This is a genomic window from Arthrobacter sp. D1-29, from assembly GCF_054130585.1.
The window spans coordinates 4,193,241-4,212,535 of the sequence record NZ_CP096383.1; the positions used below are offsets into that span (position 1 = coordinate 4,193,241).

General features: G+C 65.6%; 19 protein-coding genes. 8 read left to right on the forward strand and 11 right to left on the reverse strand.

Annotation, left to right across the window (positions count from 1 at the left end):
• Positions 1–18 precede the first annotated feature (18 nt).
• Both M1E17_RS19030 and M1E17_RS19035 read right to left on the reverse strand, forming a co-directional pair.
• Complete coding sequence (locus M1E17_RS19030) at positions 19–1,695, reverse strand: DUF7059 domain-containing protein (RefSeq protein ID WP_457963483.1); 1,677 nt, start codon at positions 1,693–1,695, stop codon at positions 19–21.
• 38 nt (positions 1,696–1,733) lie between these two features.
• Positions 1,734–2,534, reverse strand: a complete 801-nt coding sequence (locus M1E17_RS19035; RefSeq protein ID WP_457963484.1) for a MerR family transcriptional regulator — start codon at positions 2,532–2,534, stop codon at positions 1,734–1,736.
• A 281-nt stretch (positions 2,535–2,815) separates the two neighbouring features.
• Between M1E17_RS19035 and srmL the strand changes: the two genes are divergently transcribed.
• The 3 genes from srmL to M1E17_RS19050 all read left to right on the forward strand — a co-directional run bounded on the left by srmL (position 2,816) and on the right by M1E17_RS19050 (position 5,115).
• Positions 2,816–3,973: a PheS-related mystery ligase SrmL gene (gene srmL, locus M1E17_RS19040; protein WP_457963485.1), complete on the forward strand. Its 1,158-nt coding sequence runs from the start codon at positions 2,816–2,818 to the stop codon at positions 3,971–3,973.
• Between the two features lie 9 nt (positions 3,974–3,982).
• Positions 3,983–4,432, forward strand: a complete 450-nt coding sequence (locus tag M1E17_RS19045) for a hypothetical protein (protein ID WP_457963486.1) — start codon at positions 3,983–3,985, stop codon at positions 4,430–4,432.
• 83 nt (positions 4,433–4,515) lie between these two features.
• A complete protein-coding gene (locus M1E17_RS19050) occupies positions 4,516–5,115 on the forward strand; it encodes a hypothetical protein (RefSeq protein WP_457963487.1) in 600 nt (199 codons plus the stop codon).
• Positions 5,116–5,142: 27 nt separating this feature from the next.
• Here the strand turns inward: M1E17_RS19050 and trhO are convergent, their stop codons facing one another.
• Positions 5,143–6,036: an oxygen-dependent tRNA uridine(34) hydroxylase TrhO gene (gene trhO, locus M1E17_RS19055; RefSeq protein WP_457963488.1), complete on the reverse strand. Its 894-nt coding sequence runs from the start codon at positions 6,034–6,036 to the stop codon at positions 5,143–5,145.
• A gap of 220 nt (positions 6,037–6,256) precedes the next feature.
• On the opposite strand from trhO, the gene M1E17_RS19060 reads away from it, so the two are divergent.
• Both M1E17_RS19060 and M1E17_RS19065 read left to right on the forward strand, forming a co-directional pair.
• Positions 6,257–6,946: a GNAT family N-acetyltransferase gene (locus M1E17_RS19060; RefSeq protein WP_457963489.1), complete on the forward strand. Its 690-nt coding sequence runs from the start codon at positions 6,257–6,259 to the stop codon at positions 6,944–6,946.
• 105 nt (positions 6,947–7,051) lie between these two features.
• Positions 7,052–9,442 carry a DEAD/DEAH box helicase gene (locus M1E17_RS19065; RefSeq protein WP_457963490.1) on the forward strand — a complete coding sequence of 797 codons (2,391 nt, stop codon included), beginning with the start codon at positions 7,052–7,054 and terminating at the stop codon, positions 9,440–9,442.
• Here M1E17_RS19065 and M1E17_RS19070 read toward each other — a convergent pair.
• From M1E17_RS19070 to ssd, 8 genes are all read right to left on the reverse strand, one after another.
• The gene (locus M1E17_RS19070) at positions 9,439–9,798 is read right to left on the reverse strand and encodes an Rv3654c family TadE-like protein (RefSeq protein ID WP_457963491.1); all 360 of its coding nucleotides are present in this window, start codon (positions 9,796–9,798) and stop codon (positions 9,439–9,441) included. The genes M1E17_RS19065 and M1E17_RS19070 overlap by 4 nt on opposite strands.
• Complete coding sequence (locus M1E17_RS19075; protein ID WP_457963492.1) at positions 9,795–10,199, reverse strand: TadE family type IV pilus minor pilin; 405 nt, start codon at positions 10,197–10,199, stop codon at positions 9,795–9,797. The genes M1E17_RS19070 and M1E17_RS19075 overlap by 4 nt, the downstream gene beginning before the upstream one ends.
• 143 nt (positions 10,200–10,342) lie before the next feature.
• Complete coding sequence (locus M1E17_RS19080) at positions 10,343–10,699, reverse strand: DUF4244 domain-containing protein (RefSeq protein ID WP_457963493.1); 357 nt, start codon at positions 10,697–10,699, stop codon at positions 10,343–10,345.
• Between the two features lie 509 nt (positions 10,700–11,208).
• A complete protein-coding gene (locus M1E17_RS19085; RefSeq protein ID WP_457963494.1) occupies positions 11,209–11,508 on the reverse strand; it encodes a hypothetical protein in 300 nt (99 codons plus the stop codon).
• A gap of 209 nt (positions 11,509–11,717) precedes the next feature.
• On the reverse strand, positions 11,718–12,356 hold the full coding sequence (locus tag M1E17_RS19090) for a type II secretion system F family protein (RefSeq protein WP_457963495.1): 639 nt from the start codon (positions 12,354–12,356) through the stop codon (positions 11,718–11,720).
• Positions 12,353–13,054: a type II secretion system F family protein gene (locus tag M1E17_RS19095; RefSeq protein WP_457967838.1), complete on the reverse strand. Its 702-nt coding sequence runs from the start codon at positions 13,052–13,054 to the stop codon at positions 12,353–12,355. The genes M1E17_RS19090 and M1E17_RS19095 overlap by 4 nt, the downstream gene beginning before the upstream one ends.
• A gap of 308 nt (positions 13,055–13,362) precedes the next feature.
• Complete coding sequence (locus M1E17_RS19100) at positions 13,363–14,775, reverse strand: TadA family conjugal transfer-associated ATPase (protein ID WP_457967839.1); 1,413 nt, start codon at positions 14,773–14,775, stop codon at positions 13,363–13,365.
• Positions 14,776–14,822: 47 nt separating this feature from the next.
• A complete protein-coding gene (gene ssd, locus M1E17_RS19105) occupies positions 14,823–15,929 on the reverse strand; it encodes a septum site-determining protein Ssd (protein WP_457967841.1) in 1,107 nt (368 codons plus the stop codon).
• A 230-nt stretch (positions 15,930–16,159) separates the two neighbouring features.
• On the opposite strand from ssd, the gene M1E17_RS19110 reads away from it, so the two are divergent.
• From M1E17_RS19110 to M1E17_RS19120, 3 genes are all read left to right on the forward strand, one after another.
• Entirely contained in the window at positions 16,160–17,875 is a 1,716-nt protein-coding gene (locus M1E17_RS19110; protein ID WP_457963496.1) for a bifunctional 3'-5' exonuclease/DNA polymerase, read from the forward strand.
• 61 nt (positions 17,876–17,936) lie between these two features.
• On the forward strand, positions 17,937–18,911 hold the full coding sequence (locus tag M1E17_RS19115) for a CHAD domain-containing protein (protein ID WP_457963497.1): 975 nt from the start codon (positions 17,937–17,939) through the stop codon (positions 18,909–18,911).
• Between the two features lie 178 nt (positions 18,912–19,089).
• Positions 19,090–19,284, forward strand: coding sequence for a YegP family protein (locus M1E17_RS19120; protein ID WP_457963498.1), 195 nt, complete (start codon positions 19,090–19,092; stop codon positions 19,282–19,284).
• The last annotated feature ends 11 nt before the right edge of the window (positions 19,285–19,295 follow it).

Genomic DNA, 19,295 nt, shown 5'->3' on the forward strand with positions numbered 1-19,295 from the left:
GCGGAACCGCCCAACCTGCTAGGCAGGCAACAGGAAGCCGTCGCGCACCAGGTTCGCCACCTCGGTGCGCAGCCCGCTCCTGAAAGCACCGGCGTCGAACCCGTCCTCCCCCGCAAGACTGCCGCCCAGGAGCGCTTCCAGGGCGCCGATAATCTGCCCGACGGACAGATCACCGTCACACGCGGAGACGAATCCGGCCAGTTCCGTGCTGAGCAGGTTGGTACGGCGGAGCCCCGCTCCCTGGCGGAGGAGGATGACACCGGGGTGTTCCGCCCCCGGACGCTGGTGGCGCTCCTCTGTGACGTCCTCCGCCACCAGCAGGTGCGCATCCTCAAGGCTGCAGGCTGCCAGCCAGTCGGAACGCTCGACGGCGGAGCCCAGGTGGGGCCCGATTGGCTGTTCAATGGGGTACGTGATTTCCTCGAAGCGGTTGATGATGGCTGCGCCGGGCCCGTCACCGAGGGGCCGCCGGAGCCAGATCATGCCGAAGCCGATGCCTTCCACGTTCCGCGACTCAAAGTCGTCCAGATACGCGGCATACGCGTCCAGGTAATGTTTCCTGTCCCGGCCTTCGGAGGCATCCCGCAGCCAGGTTTCGGCGTACTGCTCCGGACCCACCTGCTCACGCTGGATGAACCAGGCGTCCACGCCTGGACTGACCCAGTCCCGTGGCCGCTCCTGCCACTCCGTCCCGGCAGCAATCTCCCAGTTGCCCAGCAATTGCGCGGTGCCTCCCGGGACAAGAACGCCGGGCAAAGCGGCCACCAGCGACGCCACGATCTCATCGCCCGGAAGGCCGCCGTCCCGGTACGTGAACTGCTCCGAGGTGTCTTCGTGAGTGGTCCGGGGCGTGATGACAAACGGCGGATTGGACACCACCTGATCGAACTTTTCACCCTTAACCGGATCCAAGAGGGACCCCAGGCGCAGGCTCACCCTCTCCTCCAGGCGTTCCGGGTCCACCTGGAGCACCTCTGCGTTGAGGAGCAGGTTGAAGCGGGTGAAGGCCAGCGCGCGCTCGGAGATGTCCGTGGCTGTCACATGCGCGGCCTGGTGGAGGAGGTGGAACGTCTGGATCCCGCAGCCCGTGCCAAGGTCAAGTGCCCTCGCTGCCGGACGCCGGATGGTGGACTGCACCAGGGTGGTGGAAGCCTGCCCGATCCCCAGCACATGGTCATGCCGGAGCACTCCGCCGAGCTGGTGGGCGGCAAGGTCGCTCGCAACCCAGAGCTCAGCGCCGCCGGCTTCGCCTGCCGCCTCAGTCGCCGGGCTCCCCGCCCAGCCGTACGGCCGCAGGTCCGCCTTGGCGCGGAGCAGGTCCTGCGCCGACTGATCAGTGCCGGGAACGGGCTCCACCAGGTCCAGCGTCAGCAAGCCGTCCGTCCCAACTCCCGGCAGGGCGGCGTCGAGCATGTCACGCTCTTGCGGTTCGGCCAGCAGCCAGAGACGTACAACGGCGGCGAGCGCCGCCGTCGTACCCTCGCCGTGGGCTGCACTTTCGGTGGCCAGCAGGGCGGGAATGAGCTGGTCCCGGTGCAGCGCACGGTAAGCGGAGTCACCCAGGAGCTCCGCTACGCCGTCGAGCGTGTACTCCACCCTGCGCAGGTCTGCGGCGAGCGCGGTGAGCAGTTCCGGAAGATCGCTGCGGGGAGCGTCAGGGGTGTTGCCGGCGGTAAAGAGCGAGGAGTCAGTCACCGGTCAAGTCTATTGGCGGCTGACGTCCTGTTCCGGAGCTACAGGTTCCGCTCCGCATAGACCGCCAGCGCGTCCCTGACAAAGGTGGCACCCTCCGCGCCGCCGTAATTGGCGCCGAACCGGGGATCCGCCACATACATCTCGCCGAGACCCATGACGTATGCCTTGACGTTACCTTTGCTGCCTGCAGCCCCTGCGACCCCTGCATCCCCTGCATCCCCTGGAACATCAGCAGGCGTTCCGGGGATATCTGTCAGCCACTGCACGTGCCGGCGTGCGATGTCCTGGGCCTCAGCGCTTTCCGGGGCAATCCCGGAGGTCGCCGCTGCGATCCAGTCGGCGCCCAGCTGCTGCGAGCGCTGCTTCCATTCGGCCTTCTCCTGGGCGCCCATGCCGCGCCACCACGCGTCTCCGCGGGCGTAGGCGTCCTTGCCCCAGCGCTCCTCCACCTCGTCCTTGTACTGCGTGTGGTCGAAACCGTTGAACATGTCTTCTGCCATGATTTCGCCGCCTCCTTTCACTGCTTCGATGGTTTGCCTGACCGACGCGATCTGCCGCGCCAGCCTGTCCTGTTCCTGCTTCAGCCACTCGAGGTGCCCTGCGAGCGCTGTGGCGGCGTCCGCCTGGTCGTCGAGCACCTGGCTGATGACCGGCAGGCCCAGCCCCAGTCCACGCAGGAGCAGGATCCGCTGGAGCTGCACCAGGGCGGCCTGGTTGTAGTACCGGTAGCCGTTGTGCCCGGTGCGGCTTGGTTTGAGGAGGCCGATGTCGTCGTAGTGGCGCAGCGTCCGGCTGGTGGTGCCTGCAATCCGGGCTATGTCCTGGATGGACCAGTCCATCGCTTCCTCCTGCCAATCGTCTGTGGACCCGTTGCCTGGGCTGCTACATCCACCGTAGATGTTGACGTAGCGTCAAGGTCAAGAGGCTCAGCAATGGCCTTTCACCGTGCGGCGTATTATGGACGAATGCAGACACAGCAGCGATTTATCAGCCCTCGGCCGCTTACCGGCCGCACGGGCTTCCCATCGCGCGCCTGACTGGAGCTGCCGGGGTCCGTCCGGCTCAGCGGTTGAGGGTGTTCTCCCCCTCCCGTACCTGATGCACCAAAGGACCCCCTGACATGAAGAACTACCTTTCCCTCACCCAGCTCAACTCTGCCCTGTCCCTGCGCGACCTGTCCGATCCTGAAGCCGGTCCGCATGCCATGCAGCTGCTCCTGGCGGACGTGGTCGCAGCGCTTGAACGCCTGTGGTCGGTGCCGTCCCAGATCCACAGGATCAATCCGCTGGTGGCCACGTCTGACAACTACGACCGGCTGGGGTACTCGCCCGACGACGTCACTCGCGACTCACGCTATTCGCGCCATGTGAGCCCCACCGTGATGCTCCGCAGCCATACGTCCGCCGGAATTCCCGCACTCCTGGACTCGCTGCGCGGCGAACTGGGCCACTACGACGCCCTGCACGTGCTTCCGGGCCTGGTGTATCGCCGGGATGCCATCGACAGGACCCACGTTGGCGCCCCGCACCAGGTGGATCTGTGGCGGCTCAAGGCGCGCGGGCTGTTGGGGCCTACGGACCTGGAGGCGATGATGGCCACCGTGGTGGAAGCTGTGCTCCCTGCTGCTGAGCACCCCGGGATCGAGTGGCGGGCCACGCCGGCACAGCACAGCTATACCGCGGCGGGAAGGCAGCTGGACGTGCTGGTCACCCTGCCCGATGGACGGCGCGAATGGCTGGAACTGGCCGAGTGCGGCCTGGTGGCTGCGCCTGTCCTCCGTGGCTCAGGGTTGGACCCCCGCCGGTGGGCGGGCCTGGCACTGGGCATGGGCCTTGACCGTGCGCTGATGCTGCGGAAGGGCATCACGGACATCCGGCTCCTTCGTTCCGCGCATCCGGACGTCCAGCGCCAGCTGCTGGATCTTGCTCCGTACCGTCCCGTATCGGCCATGCCCGAGGTCCGCCGCGACCTCTCGCTGGTGCTGCCCTCCGCGGACGAGGCCGACGTCGAGCTTCTCGGCGATCTGGCCCGCACCGCGGTGGGGGCGGATGCGGACGTCCTGGCTGCCCTTGAGGTCAAGGCGGTGACGCCGACGGCGGAGCTGCCGCCCGCCGCCGTCGAACGCCTGGCGATGGCCGCCGGCCAGGTGAATGTGCTGGTGCGGCTGGTGTTTCAGCCGCTGGAGCGGACACTGACGGATGCGGAGGCCAACGCCTTGCGGGACCGGGTTTACCTGGCCCTGCACCGAGGCGGCGTGCAGGAGCTGATCGCCGGGTAAGTTTGAGGCATGGCTGTCCGTCTTTGGTCGCTTCCGTGCGCCCTGTCCCGTTCCCTCTCCGCCGCAGCTGCAGTCGGTGTCCTGCTGGCGGTTGCCGGCTGCGCCCAGCAGCTTTCCGTGGAGAACGCGGATGTGCCCGGGTGGAAGGCCACTGCGCTGCCGTCCGCCCCCGGAAGTGTGGCAGAAGACGCGGGCAGGATCCTGAACTCGCAGCCGATGGAGCACACCGAGGATGTTGCCGCGGGCAGGTACACACTCACCCTGGTGTGCGAGGGCGGAGGCAAGGCCTTCCTGGCGGTCCGGTCAGGCGGCCGCGAGCTGGTGGATCTGGGGGCCGCCTGCTATGGCACCCGTGAGAGCACCAAGGTCACCGTGGCGGAAGCGGGCCCGCTGGAGATCAGCGCGTCCAGCGTGGATGCGCCGCTGCTCTACGCCTACCAGCTGGTGCCGGCAGGGTAGCTGGCGAATTGGGGGATCCCTAATACCTGCATTGGGTGGCGCCAGGTCTGGTCTGGCGTCAAGGCCGGGCCTACAGTCAGAGTATGCCCGCCGTTCAGGGGGCGCCATCGCGCCGCAACGCGGTTTCCTTTCCGGGCTGGTGCCCGTCCCGGAACGCGCGGCTGCGCACCCGCTCCAGTGCCGGCGTCGTGCTGTGGGCCGTCGGCGCCATGATCGCTGGAGCGTCGCTGGCAGGGTGTGAATACACGTACGAGGACGGGCGGAACCTTCCTGATCCTGCGGCGTCGGCGGCTCCGGCTGCCACCGCCCCCGTGTTCACCCGGGATCCGCGGCGGGACGATCCCGTCAGCGAGGCCGAGGTGGGGCCATGGCTGGAAGAAGCGCTGCCGGAGACCAAACAGCAGGTCATCCACATGGACCATGGCCTGCTGGCCGGGAACCAGGCCCAGACGGAGGAGGCAGCGGGCCTGCCGGCAGGAACTTATGCGCTGTCCTTGGCCTGCAAGGGCCAGCGGCGCGTGACGTTTACCGTTCGCAGCGACAACGTGACGTTGGTGGACGTGGGCCTGCGGTGCGGATCAACCAGGCAGTACGTCGTCTACATTTCCGGGGAGTCCATGCTGACCTTCCGCATGGAGTCCCGGTCCGCGGCCAACTACGCCTACCGGCTGGCACTGCTCTGACGCAGCTCTCTGACACAGCGGCGGGGTTCAGGCCGCACAGCCGTCCGGGCAGCGCAAGGTCTCCGGACTCGAGGCGCATTCACTGCAGTACAACGTAAGGGTGCGGCAGCTGGGGTTGGAGCAGTTCTCGAATTTGCTGGTGGGAGCGTCGCAGCGGGTACATTCGCCGATGGTCTTGGCGTCCTCACTGAACTCCACGTGCATGCGCTTGTCGAAGACGTACAGCGAGCCCTCCCAGAGGCCCTGGTCCTTGAATGTTTCGCCATACCGGACGATGCCGCCATCCAGCTGGTAGACCTCTTTGAACCCCCGGTTCACCATGAGGCTGGAGAGCACCTCGCAGCGGATGCCGCCAGTGCAATACGTGACAACCGGCTTGTCCTTGAGGGAATCATATTTGCCGGAGTCGAGCTCCTTGATGAAATCGTGGGTGGTGGCAACATCGGGAACGACTGCGTCCTTGAACCGGCCAATCTGCGCTTCAAACGCGTTGCGGCCATCGAAAAACACCACCTCCTCGCCAGCCTGTTTCCTGGTGTCCACGAGTTGATGGAGCTCTTCGGGCTGGAGATGAGTGCCGCCGCCCACCACACCGTTGGCATCAACCTTGAGTTCGCCGGGGGCGCCGAAGGAGACAATCTCGTCCCTGACCTTGACGCTGAGCCGTGGAAAGTCCCCGGCGCCGCCGTCAGACCATTTCACGTCGATGCCATGAAAGCCCTTGTATTCGCGGGTGGTTTTCACGTACTGCTTCACCGCGCCGATCTCCCCTCCGACCGTGGCGTTAATGCCGTCCTTGGAGATCAGGATGCGTCCCGTGAGTCCGAGCTTCTCGCACAAGGCGCGCTGCCAGAGCCGGACCGCGTCCGGGTCAGCGATCGGAGTAAAGCCGTAAAAAAGCACAATTCTGTTCAAAGCCACGTATTTAAGGGTACTGGGTGGCCCGAGCCGTCCAGCCTGGACGACATGTACCGGGAGCCGAGCTGCTGGAAGAAGGGCGTCGGGATCACGGCAGCCAGGACCAGAGGGGCCGGGAGACGAAGTCAGGATCGCAGTTTGCCCGGATCACAATTGCGTAAGCAAGTCATAACGGGGCACCGTACCCCTGTTGCTTGTGACAGGGCTGGAATAGTCTCATCACATGAGTCCGGACGCCATGGTTGGAGACATCACACGCCTTCTTGAAGTCTGGGTAGCCGGTTGGGCCGGCTGCCGCGGATACCCGACGGCCACCGAGGGCCGCTTTCCCGCTGTGCTGCGGGCCGACACCACCGGGGAATGGGAGTATTTCGCGCATGACCCCTCAGATGAGGAATTTGCTTCCCTTGCTGCGAAGGCAGCCGAAGCTCCTTCAAGGGTGCTCAGCATTTTGACCAACGACCTTGCCCGCTACACCTACCTGGCCGAAAAACACCGGCTCAACGTCACTTCCGCCTCCCAGGCAATGATGATCGTGGACATGGAAACACAGGACTCGGAAGATCCCTGGCTCTCCGATGACGACCTCGCGCTTGAAACGAGCGAGCTCGACGGCGTGCACCACGCAGTGGTCCGGTCCGGTGACGCCCTGGCGGCCAGCGGGCGTGTCTTTGTGATTGACGGGACGGCAGTTTTCGACAAAATCGTCACGGAACCGGACTTCCAGCGGCGAGGGCTGGGCAGCTTTATCATGAAGGCGCTGGCGGCGCAGGCTTTTGAGCACGATGTGGAAAACGGCCTGCTGCTGGCGTCCCTGGATGGTCAGAAGCTGTATTCGCACCTCGGGTGGTCCACCGTCTGCCGGGTTCTGATGCTGTCCGCCTCCACCGAGGGCTCCGATCTTTCCGTCTGATCCTGACCGGCCTGCGCGCGATCGGCTGCTTCTGGGCGGCCGCCTCTGGGCGATCAATTTTTCCAACGTGCCCAATGATTTTTTCCTGGGTGAAAGAATGTTGGGGTGAACCCCCATGACTCCCTGATTCCCTTGCTGGGCCGCGGCCCGGATCCGGAACAGCTGCGTCATGTCCGCACGATTCCGGCCCGCCGCGCCGTCCACGAGGAATGGCCCGAGTGGGCGCACCCTGATCTCGTGGCTGCCTATGGTTCCCTTGGCATCCACAAGCCCTACCGCCACCAGATCCAGGCCGCCAACCTTGCCAACGGTGGCGAGCACGTGGTGATCGCCACCGGCACGGCCTCCGGTAAGTCGCTGGCATACCAGCTTCCGGCACTGGACGCTATCCACCGCTCGGAGCTTCGGGTCCTGTCCCAGCCAGGAAAAATTCACGACGACGGCGCCGTGACCCTTTATCTCTCTCCCACCAAGGCCCTCGCCGCGGACCAGCTGGCAGCCATCCGCTCGCTGAAGCTGCCCACGGTCCGGGCCGAGACCTACGACGGCGACACTGATCCTTCATCCCGCCGGTGGATCCGGGACCATGCCAACTTCGTCCTGGCCAACCCGGATATGCTCCACTTCGGCATCCTTCCCAACCACGCCTGGTGGGCAAGCTTCTTCCGCCGCCTGCAGTACGTGATCGTTGATGAGGCCCACAGCTACCGTGGAGTATTCGGCTCGCACGTCGCCAACCTGATGCGACGCCTGCGGCGCATCTGCGCTTACTACAATTCCGGAACCTCCAACCCGGGGCCGGTTTTCATCGCTGCGTCAGCCACCGCATCGGAGCCTGGCACATCCTTCGGGCGGCTGATTGGGGCACCTGTCCGGGCTGTTGCCGAGGACTGTTCACCGCACGGCTCAACGACCGTGGCCTTTTGGGAGCCTGCTCTGATGGAGCTCAGGGGTGAAAACGGTGCCCGGGAACGGCGCACAGCCGTCGCGGAAACTGCTGACCTCCTGGCCAACCTGGTCTCCTCCCGCATCCGGACCATTGCCTTCATCAAGTCGCGGCGGGGGGCGGAAACCATCTCCTCCATTACCAAGCGCCTCCTGGACGAAGTGGATCCCAGCCTGCCCCAACGGGTTGCGGCCTACCGGTCCGGTTACCTGCCGGAAGAGCGGCGCGCCCTGGAACGGTCCCTGCGTTCCGGGGAGCTCCTTGGCGTCTCCAGCACTTCGGCCCTGGAACTGGGAATCGATATCTCCGGCCTGGATGCCGTGCTGGTGGCCGGCTGGCCCGGGACCAGGGCGTCCTTGTTTCAGCAGATAGGCCGTGCCGGACGGGCGGGCCAGGACGCCATCGCAGCATTTGTAGCCAGCGATGACCCCCTGGACACCTACCTGGTCAATCATCCCGAGGCGATCTTCGACGTATCCGTTGAGGCGACCGTCTTCGATCCCTCCAACCCGTATGTGCTGGGGCCGCACCTGTGCGCCGCGGCCGCGGAGCTGCCCCTTGGCGTGGCCGAACTGGGCCTGTTCGGCAGTTCATCTGAAAAACTGCTCGGACAGCTCGTGGCGCAGGGATATCTTCGGCGCCGGCCTGCCGGGTGGTTCTGGACGCACTCACAAAGTGCTGCGGCCATGGTCAATCTGCGGGCCGACGGCGGCGGACCGGTGAGTATTGTGGACGCCGATACGGGTTCCCTGCTGGGCACCATGGACTCTCCCCAAACGCACTATCAGGCGCACACAGGTGCCGTCTATGTCCATCAGGGCGAGAGCTACGTGGTGGAAGACCTGAATGAGGACGACCACTGCGTGGTGGTGCGGCGTGCCAACCCGGACTACTACACCACGGCCCGGGACGTCACCCAGATCGAGGTACTGGGGACGCAGCGGACTGCCCAATGGGGCGATGTTTCCGTGCATTTTGGCGACGTGAAAGTCACAACACAGGTGGTCTCCTTTCAGCGCAAGGCGTTGATCTCGAACGAGATCCTGGGCGAGGAGCCCTTGGAGCTGGGGGCCAGGGATCTCTTCACCAAAGCGGTCTGGTTTGTGGTGGAAAACCGATCGCTGGCAGGAGCAGGGCTCATCGAAGCCCAGTTCCCCGGCGCCCTTCACGCCGCCGAGCACGCTGCCATCGGACTGTTGCCGCTGGTGGCCTCCAGTGACCGCTGGGATATTGGCGGTGTGTCCACAGCCATCCATGCCGACACCGGGATGCCCACCATTTTTGTCTACGACGGGCACGCCGGCGGTGCCGGTTTTGCCGAGCGCGGTTTCGAGAAGGCCAAGGTATGGCTCTCCGCCACCCGGGATGCCATCGAGGCCTGCGAATGTGAATCAGGCTGCCCGTCCTGTGTGCAGTCCCCCAAGTGCGGCAATAAGAACAACCCTTTGGACAAGGCAGCGGCCATCACCCTGATCGATGTGCTGCTCAGGGATGCGAGCGAGGCCGCAACAGGCAGCGACTTGTTCGAGGCACCCAGCTTCCAGAGCTAGGGCGGAGGTCCTGCACGCGCTTGGCCGGTTGCGGTCCCCAGGACTGTCCTGGCGAGCAGTTCTGTCCGGACCTCAACTGTCTGGCCGGCACCTTCTGTGCAGCTCACGAGCCTGGCGGAACGTATTCCTGCCAGGTCAGCTGCCACCGCACACGGCTCGCCGGGCGTGAGGCCGCGCAGGGCATCGGCCGCGGCGAGGGCCGCCAGATCCGCGGCGGCTGCCGCCCTGCTGGCCATCACCGCTGACTGCGCCAACAACAGCATCAGAGCCATGGCCATCATCACCACTAGCGCGAGTCCCGCTGCCAGGACAGTGCCCGAGCCGCGCTCCGGGTGGTCCCGGATCCTGCCGCTCATGCGGCCGCCCGCCCCCGCAATTGGTGCATCATCAGGAGCTCGCCGAGGGCCACCGACCCCAGCGTTGTTGCCAGTTCCGCGGCCGGCATCTGCAGGGCAACCGAAGTTTCACTACGCGTAGACGCCACAGCAGTCAACGTCCAGGGCACCGTCGTTCCCAACGGGCCACCAACCCGATCAGCCACCGTGATACTCACCCATTCGCCATCAGCGGCCACCGCAGCTGTTGCGGTGGCTCCGGCCAACGTCCTGACGATCCCCTCGACAGCTGCGACGCTCTCGCCCCGCGCCAATGCCCTGGCACCGGCCCGCGCCGCCTCCTCCAAACGAAGCTGGGTAACCCCTGCCGCGGCTCCCGCCAGGAGCAACGCCAGCAGCAGCAGGACTGCCGGCAATGCCACCGCGAACTCCGCCGTTACGGCCCCGCGGGCATTTCGCCGTCCATGGCAACCAAGCCTGAAACAGCAATGGAGGATGCTTCCACCTGCCTGACGCCAACGTGCACATGCTCGGAGGCTCGAGCGGCAAGCACCGGGCATCCTGGTCATGGCAAGGCCAGCGCCGTACGGATGAGGTTCAGCAGGAAGCCACGTACTTCGTCACTGCGGAGAATGAAGACCAGCAGGCCGGCGAATCCCACCGCCGCCAACGTGGTGATGGCATATTCAGCGGTGGCCATTCCTGCCTCCGAACCCATAAGCCGGATACCGCGCCGACGCCGCTGCAGGCGGCTGACACCTGGGTACAGCTCGATTACGTTGTCATTGCCCTGCGCCGCCGGCGCCTGCCCGACGCCCGGACGCGCTACAGCCTTCGACTCGTTGGCACTGCGGCCGAGCGGGAGTGTGGGAGTGGGAGCGCCTGGCGTGGGCGCTTCAGGGCTGCTTTGGCTAAGTGACATGGTGATGTTCCTTTCGGCAGTCCGGCCTGGTTGCCGGTGGATTCGACTCTTCCCGGCCACGCAAATGGCGGTAAGGGTGAACGTGTCCTAAGTGGAAAACAGGGTGGCTGCGGCTGGCTGTGGAGGAAGAGAGCCAGGTGTGGGGGAAGAGCTGCACAAGGAGGACACCCTAAGGTGCAGCATCTGCCCGGGATATGAAACCTCACTGCGCTCTGTCAATCGGCGACCCCATCGGCCTGCGGCCGATGACATAACTGCTGCCGCACCCTTAGCTCTGGCTTGCGCCGCTGACATGTCTCATAACTAACGATGAACACTTGATTTTGCCAGCAGGTTGCAAGACGTAGTTACGAGAATTGCCGTTGCCATCCCATTCCAAGATTCGCCAGAGTCCGTGACAGTGCACTTGAGGCGACTGTTCACTCATTGAGACTTCTCGTTTCCCAATGGTTTCGAGGCACAGAGGAGCCACCTGAGTGGATTTGATAGGGAGCCGTACCTAGGTCTGACTACCAGAAGTGATCCAGGACTAGTTTTTCAGTGATATGCCTAGACATTTCGGACGAATCGATTTCGGGATGGTTGGCCTCAGCCCAGGTGGCCAGCGCGTCGCTGTAGTTGCTGAGCGGTCCGCCCGGGTCACGCACGACGCGCTCCGCTTCAGTGCGCAGTTTATTGATGGCGGCTTGCACTGCCGAGTGGAGTTTCGGTTCCACGCGGGGGCTTGCCGGGTCGGCAAGCGTAGCGACGTACCGACGCCAAGCTTCACTGTAGGCTCTCAGCGCTCTGTTCAGCTCTTTGTCGTCCATGCCCTCAATTATGAGATGGGACAAGGTAAGAGCGGGGAACAGCATGCCGAAGTTCCTCGTTTCGCTTGACTGTATAGCTCACGGTCCACCAGGTGGTCCCTCCTGGCGGGTGTCTGTGTGGTCCCGGCAGGGCAAGGACCTGACCTATTCTGTTGGCGTCAACGGCCGCTGTGCTGACCTTTGCCTGATGAGAGTGCAGCGGAAAGGGGTCAGGATCCCGAGGGAACCAGTGCCAGCAGCACCGGAATGACGCCCAGGCAAATGAAGGCCGGCAGCGAACACAGTCCGAGGGGAATGACCAGCTTCACGCCGAGGGATGCCGCACGTTTCTCCGCGGCCCGGTACCGCTCGCGGCGCAGCCTGGCAGCCTGGGCATAAAGAATGGCCGAGGATGGGGCGCCGGTCAGTGCTGCGAAACCCAACGCGTCACGCAGCTCGAGAATCTCGGGCAGGCGCACCTCCGAGCTCCGCCACGCCGTCTCCCAGTCCGCCCCGATGGCTAGGGCCGAAACGACCGGACGCAGCGATCTGCAGTAGTCACTGGAGGCAACAGACGCCACAAGGTCCAGTGAACGTCCTATTCCTGACCCCGAGTCCAGCATCGCGGCCACGAGCTCCAGGATCATCGGAGTGTCACGCAGTCCCTCCAGGTCGCCACCCCGGCCCAGGTCCGCAGACATGTCCGGGCTTCGGAACCGGTCCCCCGACTTCCCGCGTGCGGACGATGCAGGTGCAGCGCAAAGGCCGAGCAGCCGCCTCCTGGCCCGGCCGTGGTCCGCGAAAGCCAGGGTCGCGGCGGCGGCCAGGACGAATACCAGGGGAAGTACCGGGAAAAAGCTCTCTGTCATGGGACGGCCGCCCCTGCCGCGGCATGGACCAACCGCGAAGACCAGATCCGCCCGGCAACGGTGAGGACCACTCCAGCAGCCAGCGCCGCCAGGCCAAGAGGCGTGCCTAACAGGACGGCAAGAGGATCTACGCCCAAGGCAATACCCAGGCCAAGGCCCATCAGCGGGAGCCACGTCAGGAGGCTGACCGTGGCTTTGGGCCCCGCGAGCGCAGTCTGCCGGGCGGCCTCGGCGTCATCCTCCACCTCGAGCTGGCTGGCAAAGCGGGAGAGGACGTCAGCCAGGGGACACCCGCTCGCCTCGGCAATATCGAGGCAGGCAGCGAGGTCGATCCAGGTTCGGTTCTCTTTGCCTCCACGCGGGAAGGCGTTCCTGGCCGACATTCTGAGGGCGTCGGACACCGGTGCGCCACGGAAGGCTGCGGCCCTGGCGGCTCCGAGCATAGCCATTGAAGCCGAGCTCAGGCCAGAGCCGGCCCGCCCAGTCATGGCGACTTCCTGCCTCATTGTCCGCCATGACTGTTCGCTCCTCTCCCGTTGTCCGGTCCGTCCAGGCGCTTCCGTCGATGCAGGTCCTTCAGGCCTCCGGGCAGATCCTTCCGGCACGCCGGCATGGACCAGCCATAGCTCCTCCCACAGCCTCGCGGGAGTCCGGCCGCCCTTCAGTAACGCGGCGAGCTGCTGCACTACCAGGGTCATGGAGACACCGGCGGCACCCGCGCCGGCCCTGCCGGCATGACGCCCGGGACTCGGGAACCAACCGCCGGGGAACCAAGAACCACTGAACCAACCACCGCTGAACCAGGAACCGGCGAAGGCAGTATCCACAGAAGGACCACGGAGGGATCCGTCACTGGATGGGGCACCCCGGCCGCCCCACTTGGAGCCCGCCGAGCCAAAGCTGCCCACTTTGCCAGTGCCCGCAGCGCGCCGGAACCGTCGCACAACGACCCCGGGCCGATGGAGGAGCAACACGGCCACCACCAGGACGATGGCCAGCAGCACGGTCATGCTGCCGTTCCGGAAACTGTTCGAAAAGTGCCGGCGGATACAAAACCGCCGCCTGATGCCTGGCCCAGCCGCAGCCCAAGACGTGCGGCGAGCGGCGCCCACGCCGGACCGGGACGGGTTTGGCCGCTGTCAGTTTCCGCAGCGTCTGTTGCCCTGGCGCCCGTCTCCACCGCACCGGTCTCTGACGGGCTAGGCTCCCAAACGCCAGTCTCCAGCGGGTCAGTCCCCCAAGCGCCTCTCTTAAGCGTGCCACTCGCCATTGCACCAGCCTCCAGCACTCCAGTTTCAAAAACGTCAGCCTCCAAAGCAGGAACTACCGTCAGGCCGTCGGGACCGTTGTCCACCACCCCGATGCAGGCCACGCGGCGCCCAGACGCAGACCTGTTCACGTGGATAACCACATCAAGGGCGCTGGCAGCCTGAAGCCTGACGGCGTCCTCCCCCAGCCCGGCCAATGCCCCCAGGGCTACAAGCCGGGCCGGGACTGCGGTGGCAGTGTTGGCGTGGATGGTTCCGCCCCCTCCGGTGTGGCCGGTATTCATGGCGGTAAGGAGCTCCCGGACTTCAGCCCCACGGCATTCCCCCACAACCAGCCTGTCCGGCCGCATCCGCAACGCCTGCCGGACCAACTCGCCGAGATCCACCTCACCGCCGCCTTCCAGGTTCCCGTGGCGGGATTCCAGCGACACAATATGCGGGTGAACGGGGTTCAGTTCCGCGGCATCCTCGATCAGCACCAGCCGTTCGCCCGGAGAGCAGAGGCCCAGCAGGGTGGACAGCAGGGTTGTTTTGCCTGAGCCGGTGGCTCCGCTGATGAGGAAGCTCAGCCGGCGCTCCACAATACGTTCGAGGACATCCTGGACAAGAGGGCCGAACATGCCTCCGGACCGGAGTTCGTCAAGGCTGAATACCTGCTCGCGCCGGATCCGGATACTGAGCAGGGTGCCTGCGGTGGAAATGGGCGGCAGCACAGCGTGGACACGGTAGCCGCCATCCAACCTGACATCCACGCACGGCGACCCGTCATCAAGCCGTCTGCCGCCGGCAGCGACCAGCCGTGAGGCCAGGGCCCGCAACTGGCTTTCACCTGCAAAGAAGACGTTGGCCCGCTCAATCCCCTTTCCCCTGTCGACCCACACGGAGTCCGGGGCGTTAACGAAGATATCTGTCACCGCCACGTCCCTGGTCAGCTCCTGAAGGGGGCCCAGCCCGTTGAGTTCAGCACTGATGCGTTCCATCGCGGCAAGGGAACCGGCAGTCCCCAACAGCTTGCCGGTGGCCTGGACCGCCGCGGCCACCCGGGAAGGGGTGACCGGTCCGGCGTCGGCCATCACCGATTCCCGGACGGTCTCCAGCAGCGCCGAATCCAGTGCCCATGGATCCTGGGCCCTGGACTGCCGGCGCCGGATCCCTGCTGCAGAGCCTGCGGTGCCTGGTGAAAGGGGCGGACGGCCGCTCACAGGAGTTCACCCATCGGGAGCTCGCCCTCAAGCAGGTCCAGAACCGAAGCGGCAAAGTGCCTGACGCCGCGCCGTTTGCCCAACTCGAGGAGCCGTCCGTTCTCTGACGCGGCACCCACGCCACGGATCTCCGGGACTCTTCCGTGCACCGGCAGCCCCACGGCGTCCGCAATCATGGCACCGTCCAGGGCCGCTCCTGTTTTGCCCCTGATGAGGAGTGCAGTTTCAACGGGCGGAAGCTCCTGCAACAGCCGGGCTGAAGCGACCGCAGCTTTCAGCAGTGCAGGAACCACCACCAGGATGCGGTCGCAGTCCCAGGCGAAGGTCTGCAGCTGTTCGGAGCCGCGCCCTATGTCCACGACCACCAGCTCGTACCCACGCCGTGCCGCATCCATGACACCTGCCGTGGTGGGACCGTCCACTGGAGTGGGCCGGTCCCGGCTGCCCGGCCAGGACAGGAAGGAAAAACCTCCGGCGACGGGAAGGGAATCAGAAAGCTGTTCAGGATCGATGCTGCCGCTGGCCTCGGAGAGATCCGGCCAGCGCAGGCCCGGCGTCTCTTCGGCAGCGAGGGCAAGTTCCAGCCCGCCGCCCCAGGGATCGCCGTCCACCAGCAGTACGCGCGCACCCAGCCCCGCCGCCGCCTGCGCGATCCAGATGGCAGACGTAGTGGCACCTGCCCCACCGCAACCGCCCGTAACGCCGAGCACCAGGCCGCCGGGCTCGGGTGAGCGCGACCTGCTCAGATATTCCGCCAGCCAGGCTGCGGCGTCCGGCAGCACCGCTACCCTTTCAGCCCCGAGGGCAGCGGCCAGATGCCAGAGGCTGTCACCTTCTCCGTTGAGTCCCACCAGGACCGCCGGCGCCCGCCGCCGGGGTGGCAACTCACGGACGTCACTTCCCACCAGCACCGCTGCTGCTGAATCCCAGTATTTGGCGGCATCGGCCACGTCAGGCACCACACGAAGCTGTCCTCCGGCGGCGGCAACAATCCGTTCCACCTCACCCCGGAGAACGTTGAAGCCTGTGACCAGCAGAACCTCTGCAGAGTCATCCGGCAGCCATGCTGCCCCGGCAGGATCCGGCCCCCGCGCCAGGGTCATTCCGGTGGCCTGTGAGCGGTTGCCCGCAGGGGAGCTGCGGCGTGCCGGACCTGATGGGGCGCCCTGTTCAAAGGTGGACGACGGTAGCTGATGCCTGCTCATGGGACCACTCTCCCGCTGCCCGCGGAACCCGCTAAAGGGGCGCAGTGATCTATGTGGACAACACTCCGGAATGGCCGGCTGTGGAGGGGCGGTCAATCAGGCCTTTCCCACAGGGCAGAATGAGAACCATGTACTTGCTGCTCGCCGCCCACGCCGATGGCGCAGTGCTGCAGGAAGTCACCCAGGCGGGCGATCCCCACCCGGACAACCCGGAACCGTGCGTGGTCAGCGCGGCCGGTCTCCCCGCCGTCGTACGCCAGCGGGAACAGGCGCACGGAGCGCCTCCACCCCGCTGGATCTGGCACCGGACACAGGACTGGTATCCGGCTCTCCTGGCGTCCGGGGTGGAAGTTGACCGGTGCTATGACCTGACGCTGTGCGGCAACATCCTGGCCTACTCCCAGTTCACGGCGCACACCGAATACGCCCGGAAGGCCGAAATGATCACGCTTGACGATCCGCAGCAGCCGCCGCGTGCCCTCCAGCCGCCGCCACCGCCCGCCGAGCAGGGTGCGCTCTTTGAGGATCTGGCCCGGGGTGCACTATCGCAGCCTACGCTGAACGAACTGCGCGCCGAATACGCTGCCCAGCAGTCAGCCCTGGCCTCGGCCAGCGGCGCCGACAATCAGCAGAAGCGCCTTCAGCTGCTCCTCGCGGCTGAATCTGCCGGGGCGATGATCGCAGCGGAAATGCAGCATACAGGAGTTCCGTGGCGGGAGGACCTGCACGGGCAAATCCTGGCGGACCACCTCGGGCCCCGCCCGCCGCTGGGCCACCGGCCGGCGAAGCTTGAGGCGCTTAATACTGAGTTGCGCGGCCTGCTCAGTTCGCCCGGGCTGAATCCTGACTCCCCGCAGGAGCTGATGCGCGCCCTGCACCGCAACGGCATTGAGGTAAAGAGCACCCGAAAGTGGGAGCTCCAGGAATCCAGCCACCCTGCCATCGAACCGCTGCTGGCCTACAAGAAACTCTCCCGCCTGCACACCGCCAACGGCTGGGCGTGGCTGGACGCGTGGGTTAAGAACGGCCGGTTCCAGCCCGAATACGTGGTGGGCGGAGTAGTGTCCGGCCGGTGGGCCTCCCGCGGCGGCGGTGCCCTGCAGATTCCGCGCCAGATCCGCGGCGCCGTGCATGCGGATCCCGGCTACAAACTTATTGTCGCGGATGCTTCGCAGCTGGAACCCCGGGTCCTGGTGGCCCTCGCGCAGGACTCCAAAATGGCGGAGGCCGCAAGGGACAAGGACCTCTATGCGGGTATTGCGGCGCAGGGGTTCGGCGGTGACCGTGCGAAGGCAAAGATTGCCCTGCTTGGCGCCATTTACGGTGCCACTACCGGCGAATCCGGCCGCCTGATGCCGCAGCTCGCCCGTACTTACCCCCGCGCCGTGGGCTTTGTGGAGCAGGCAGCGCGCGACGGCGAGCAGGGCGGCGCCGTTACTACCCGGCTGGGCCGCAGCAGCCCTCCGCCATCGGAGGGCTGGCTCCAAAGCCAGCGGACCTCCACCGCGGAGGAGCAACGCCGGGCCGACTCAATCGCCCGTTCCCGCGGCCGTTTTACCCGCAACTTTGTGGTGCAGGGTTCGGCGGCTGACTGGGCGGCATGCTGGCTGGCGGAATTACGACGGCGGTTGCGCACCATGCGCGCGGAAGACTCCTTTCAGGCGGAACTGGTGTTTTTCCTGCACGACGAAGTGATGGTGCACGCTCCGGAGGCCGGCGTGCAGGCATGTATCCGTGCCATCGAGGAAGCCGCCGGGGCAGCCAAAGAGCTGCTGTTCGGCCGCATTCCCGTCGAATTTCCGGTCAGTGTGGCCGTGGTCGATTCATACGACAACGCCAAGTAGACGCACCGGCTGACAGCCCCTGCTCTTGTGGCTGCGGCCATGCGCAAGGGAAACTGGCCACATGAGCGGTGTTCAGGAGCAGCAGGCCGGCTCCGGGCGATCTTCCGGCATCCAGCACCAAAGCGGAATCCGGCCGCATACGGCGCTGGCCGGCTACCTGCTGGACCAACTGAATGTGCTGGAAGGCGATCTCCCCCTCGCCGGCGCCGGAGATCCGGAAGCCGTCCATAACGCGAGGGTTGCGGTACGCCGCTTCCGCTCGGTGGCCACGTGCAACAGGTTCCTTCTGCCCGATTTCCCGGCGGACGACGTCGGCATGCTGAAGACGCTGGCCCGCGGGCTGGGCGAATCACGTGACGCTGAGGTCCAGGCCCAGCGGATGTCCTTGGTGCTGAATGCCGACGGTCCGTGGCACCGTGAGGAGAGCCTGTGGAAGCTGGTTGAAGGCCTCCGTGCCCGGGCGGTGGAACGGGCGGCGTCGCTGGAGCAGACGGCTGCAGGCCCGGCTTTGGCCAGGGTGCGGGGCATTCTCGCAGCAGGTTGGGGCCACACCGGCAGGATGGAGGTCACAGCAGCGCTGCAGAACCGCTGGGAACGGCTCGGTATCCTGATGGCGAAGGCGCGGGAACCGTTGCCCTTGGACGAGCACCACCTCCACCTGCACAACGTCCGTAAAGCGATTAAGGGACTTCGCTATTCGGCCGAGGCGGTAACCGCGTCATTTGGGGAACCTGCCCTGGCCATCGTTCGCCCTGCCACGGCCCTGCAGCGGCTCCTGGGCGAACAGCATGATGCCATTGTGGCCGGCGCCTTGCTGGCTGATGCTGCACGGGCCCATTCTGCAGGCGGCCTTTCTGTAGGCGTCTCTGTGGGCGTCCTTGACGTTGATCCGCAGGACGCAGCACCACTGGCGCGGCTGGAGTTCCTGCACGCGGTCTCCGCCGAAACGGAGTTTTTCCGACTGGTTGCCCTTGACCCGGTTCCGTCACCCGCCATCGTGATGACCGTCCGACGTACTGAGAGCGCCCTGCCATAGCCGATTTTCCTTGCGGGCTCCAGTCATGCCTGATGCCGGGACCACCAACGACGTGCGCAGAAATGTACCCGGCAGTAGCTATCCTCTGTGCCGGGGATCACGTTACAGTCGGATGCGTGACTGTAGCAGCACGGTCCACCGGCATTGCAAAGAAGCATACCCAGGGGAGGTCCGGCTTATGGCGGGCAGGTTCGAAATTCACCGTGTTGGCGACGAGTCCTACAGGCTCCGGCTTACAGACGCGGAGGGGAACGTTGTGGCGGTTTCGCCGAACTTTAAACATGTCAGCGCACTGCTTGAGGGCATCAAGGCAATGCGCGAAAACGCTGCTACCGGAATAGTGGTTGATCTCCGGCAGCAGACGCAGTCGTAGCGGCATTGTCG

Coding starts and splice junctions, on each gene's coding strand:
- M1E17_RS19035 (WP_457963484.1), bottom strand. CDS start 2,534: ATGGACTGGTCCATCCAGGACATAGCCCGGATTGCAGGCACCACCAGC.
- srmL (WP_457963485.1), top strand. CDS start 2,816: ATGAAGAACTACCTTTCCCTCACCCAGCTCAACTCTGCCCTGTCCCTG.
- M1E17_RS19045 (WP_457963486.1), top strand. CDS start 3,983: ATGGCTGTCCGTCTTTGGTCGCTTCCGTGCGCCCTGTCCCGTTCCCTC.
- M1E17_RS19050 (WP_457963487.1), top strand. CDS start 4,516: ATGCCCGCCGTTCAGGGGGCGCCATCGCGCCGCAACGCGGTTTCCTTT.
- M1E17_RS19060 (WP_457963489.1), top strand. CDS start 6,257: ATGAGTCCGGACGCCATGGTTGGAGACATCACACGCCTTCTTGAAGTC.
- M1E17_RS19070 (WP_457963491.1), bottom strand. CDS start 9,798: ATGAGCGGCAGGATCCGGGACCACCCGGAGCGCGGCTCGGGCACTGTC.
- M1E17_RS19080 (WP_457963493.1), bottom strand. CDS start 10,699: ATGTCACTTAGCCAAAGCAGCCCTGAAGCGCCCACGCCAGGCGCTCCC.
- M1E17_RS19085 (WP_457963494.1), bottom strand. CDS start 11,508: ATGGACGACAAAGAGCTGAACAGAGCGCTGAGAGCCTACAGTGAAGCT.
- M1E17_RS19090 (WP_457963495.1), bottom strand. CDS start 12,356: ATGACAGAGAGCTTTTTCCCGGTACTTCCCCTGGTATTCGTCCTGGCC.
- M1E17_RS19095 (WP_457967838.1), bottom strand. CDS start 13,054: ATGACCCTGGTAGTGCAGCAGCTCGCCGCGTTACTGAAGGGCGGCCGG.
- ssd (WP_457967841.1), bottom strand. CDS start 15,929: ATGACCCTGGCGCGGGGGCCGGATCCTGCCGGGGCAGCATGGCTGCCG.
- M1E17_RS19110 (WP_457963496.1), top strand. CDS start 16,160: ATGTACTTGCTGCTCGCCGCCCACGCCGATGGCGCAGTGCTGCAGGAA.
- M1E17_RS19115 (WP_457963497.1), top strand. CDS start 17,937: ATGAGCGGTGTTCAGGAGCAGCAGGCCGGCTCCGGGCGATCTTCCGGC.
- M1E17_RS19120 (WP_457963498.1), top strand. CDS start 19,090: ATGGCGGGCAGGTTCGAAATTCACCGTGTTGGCGACGAGTCCTACAGG.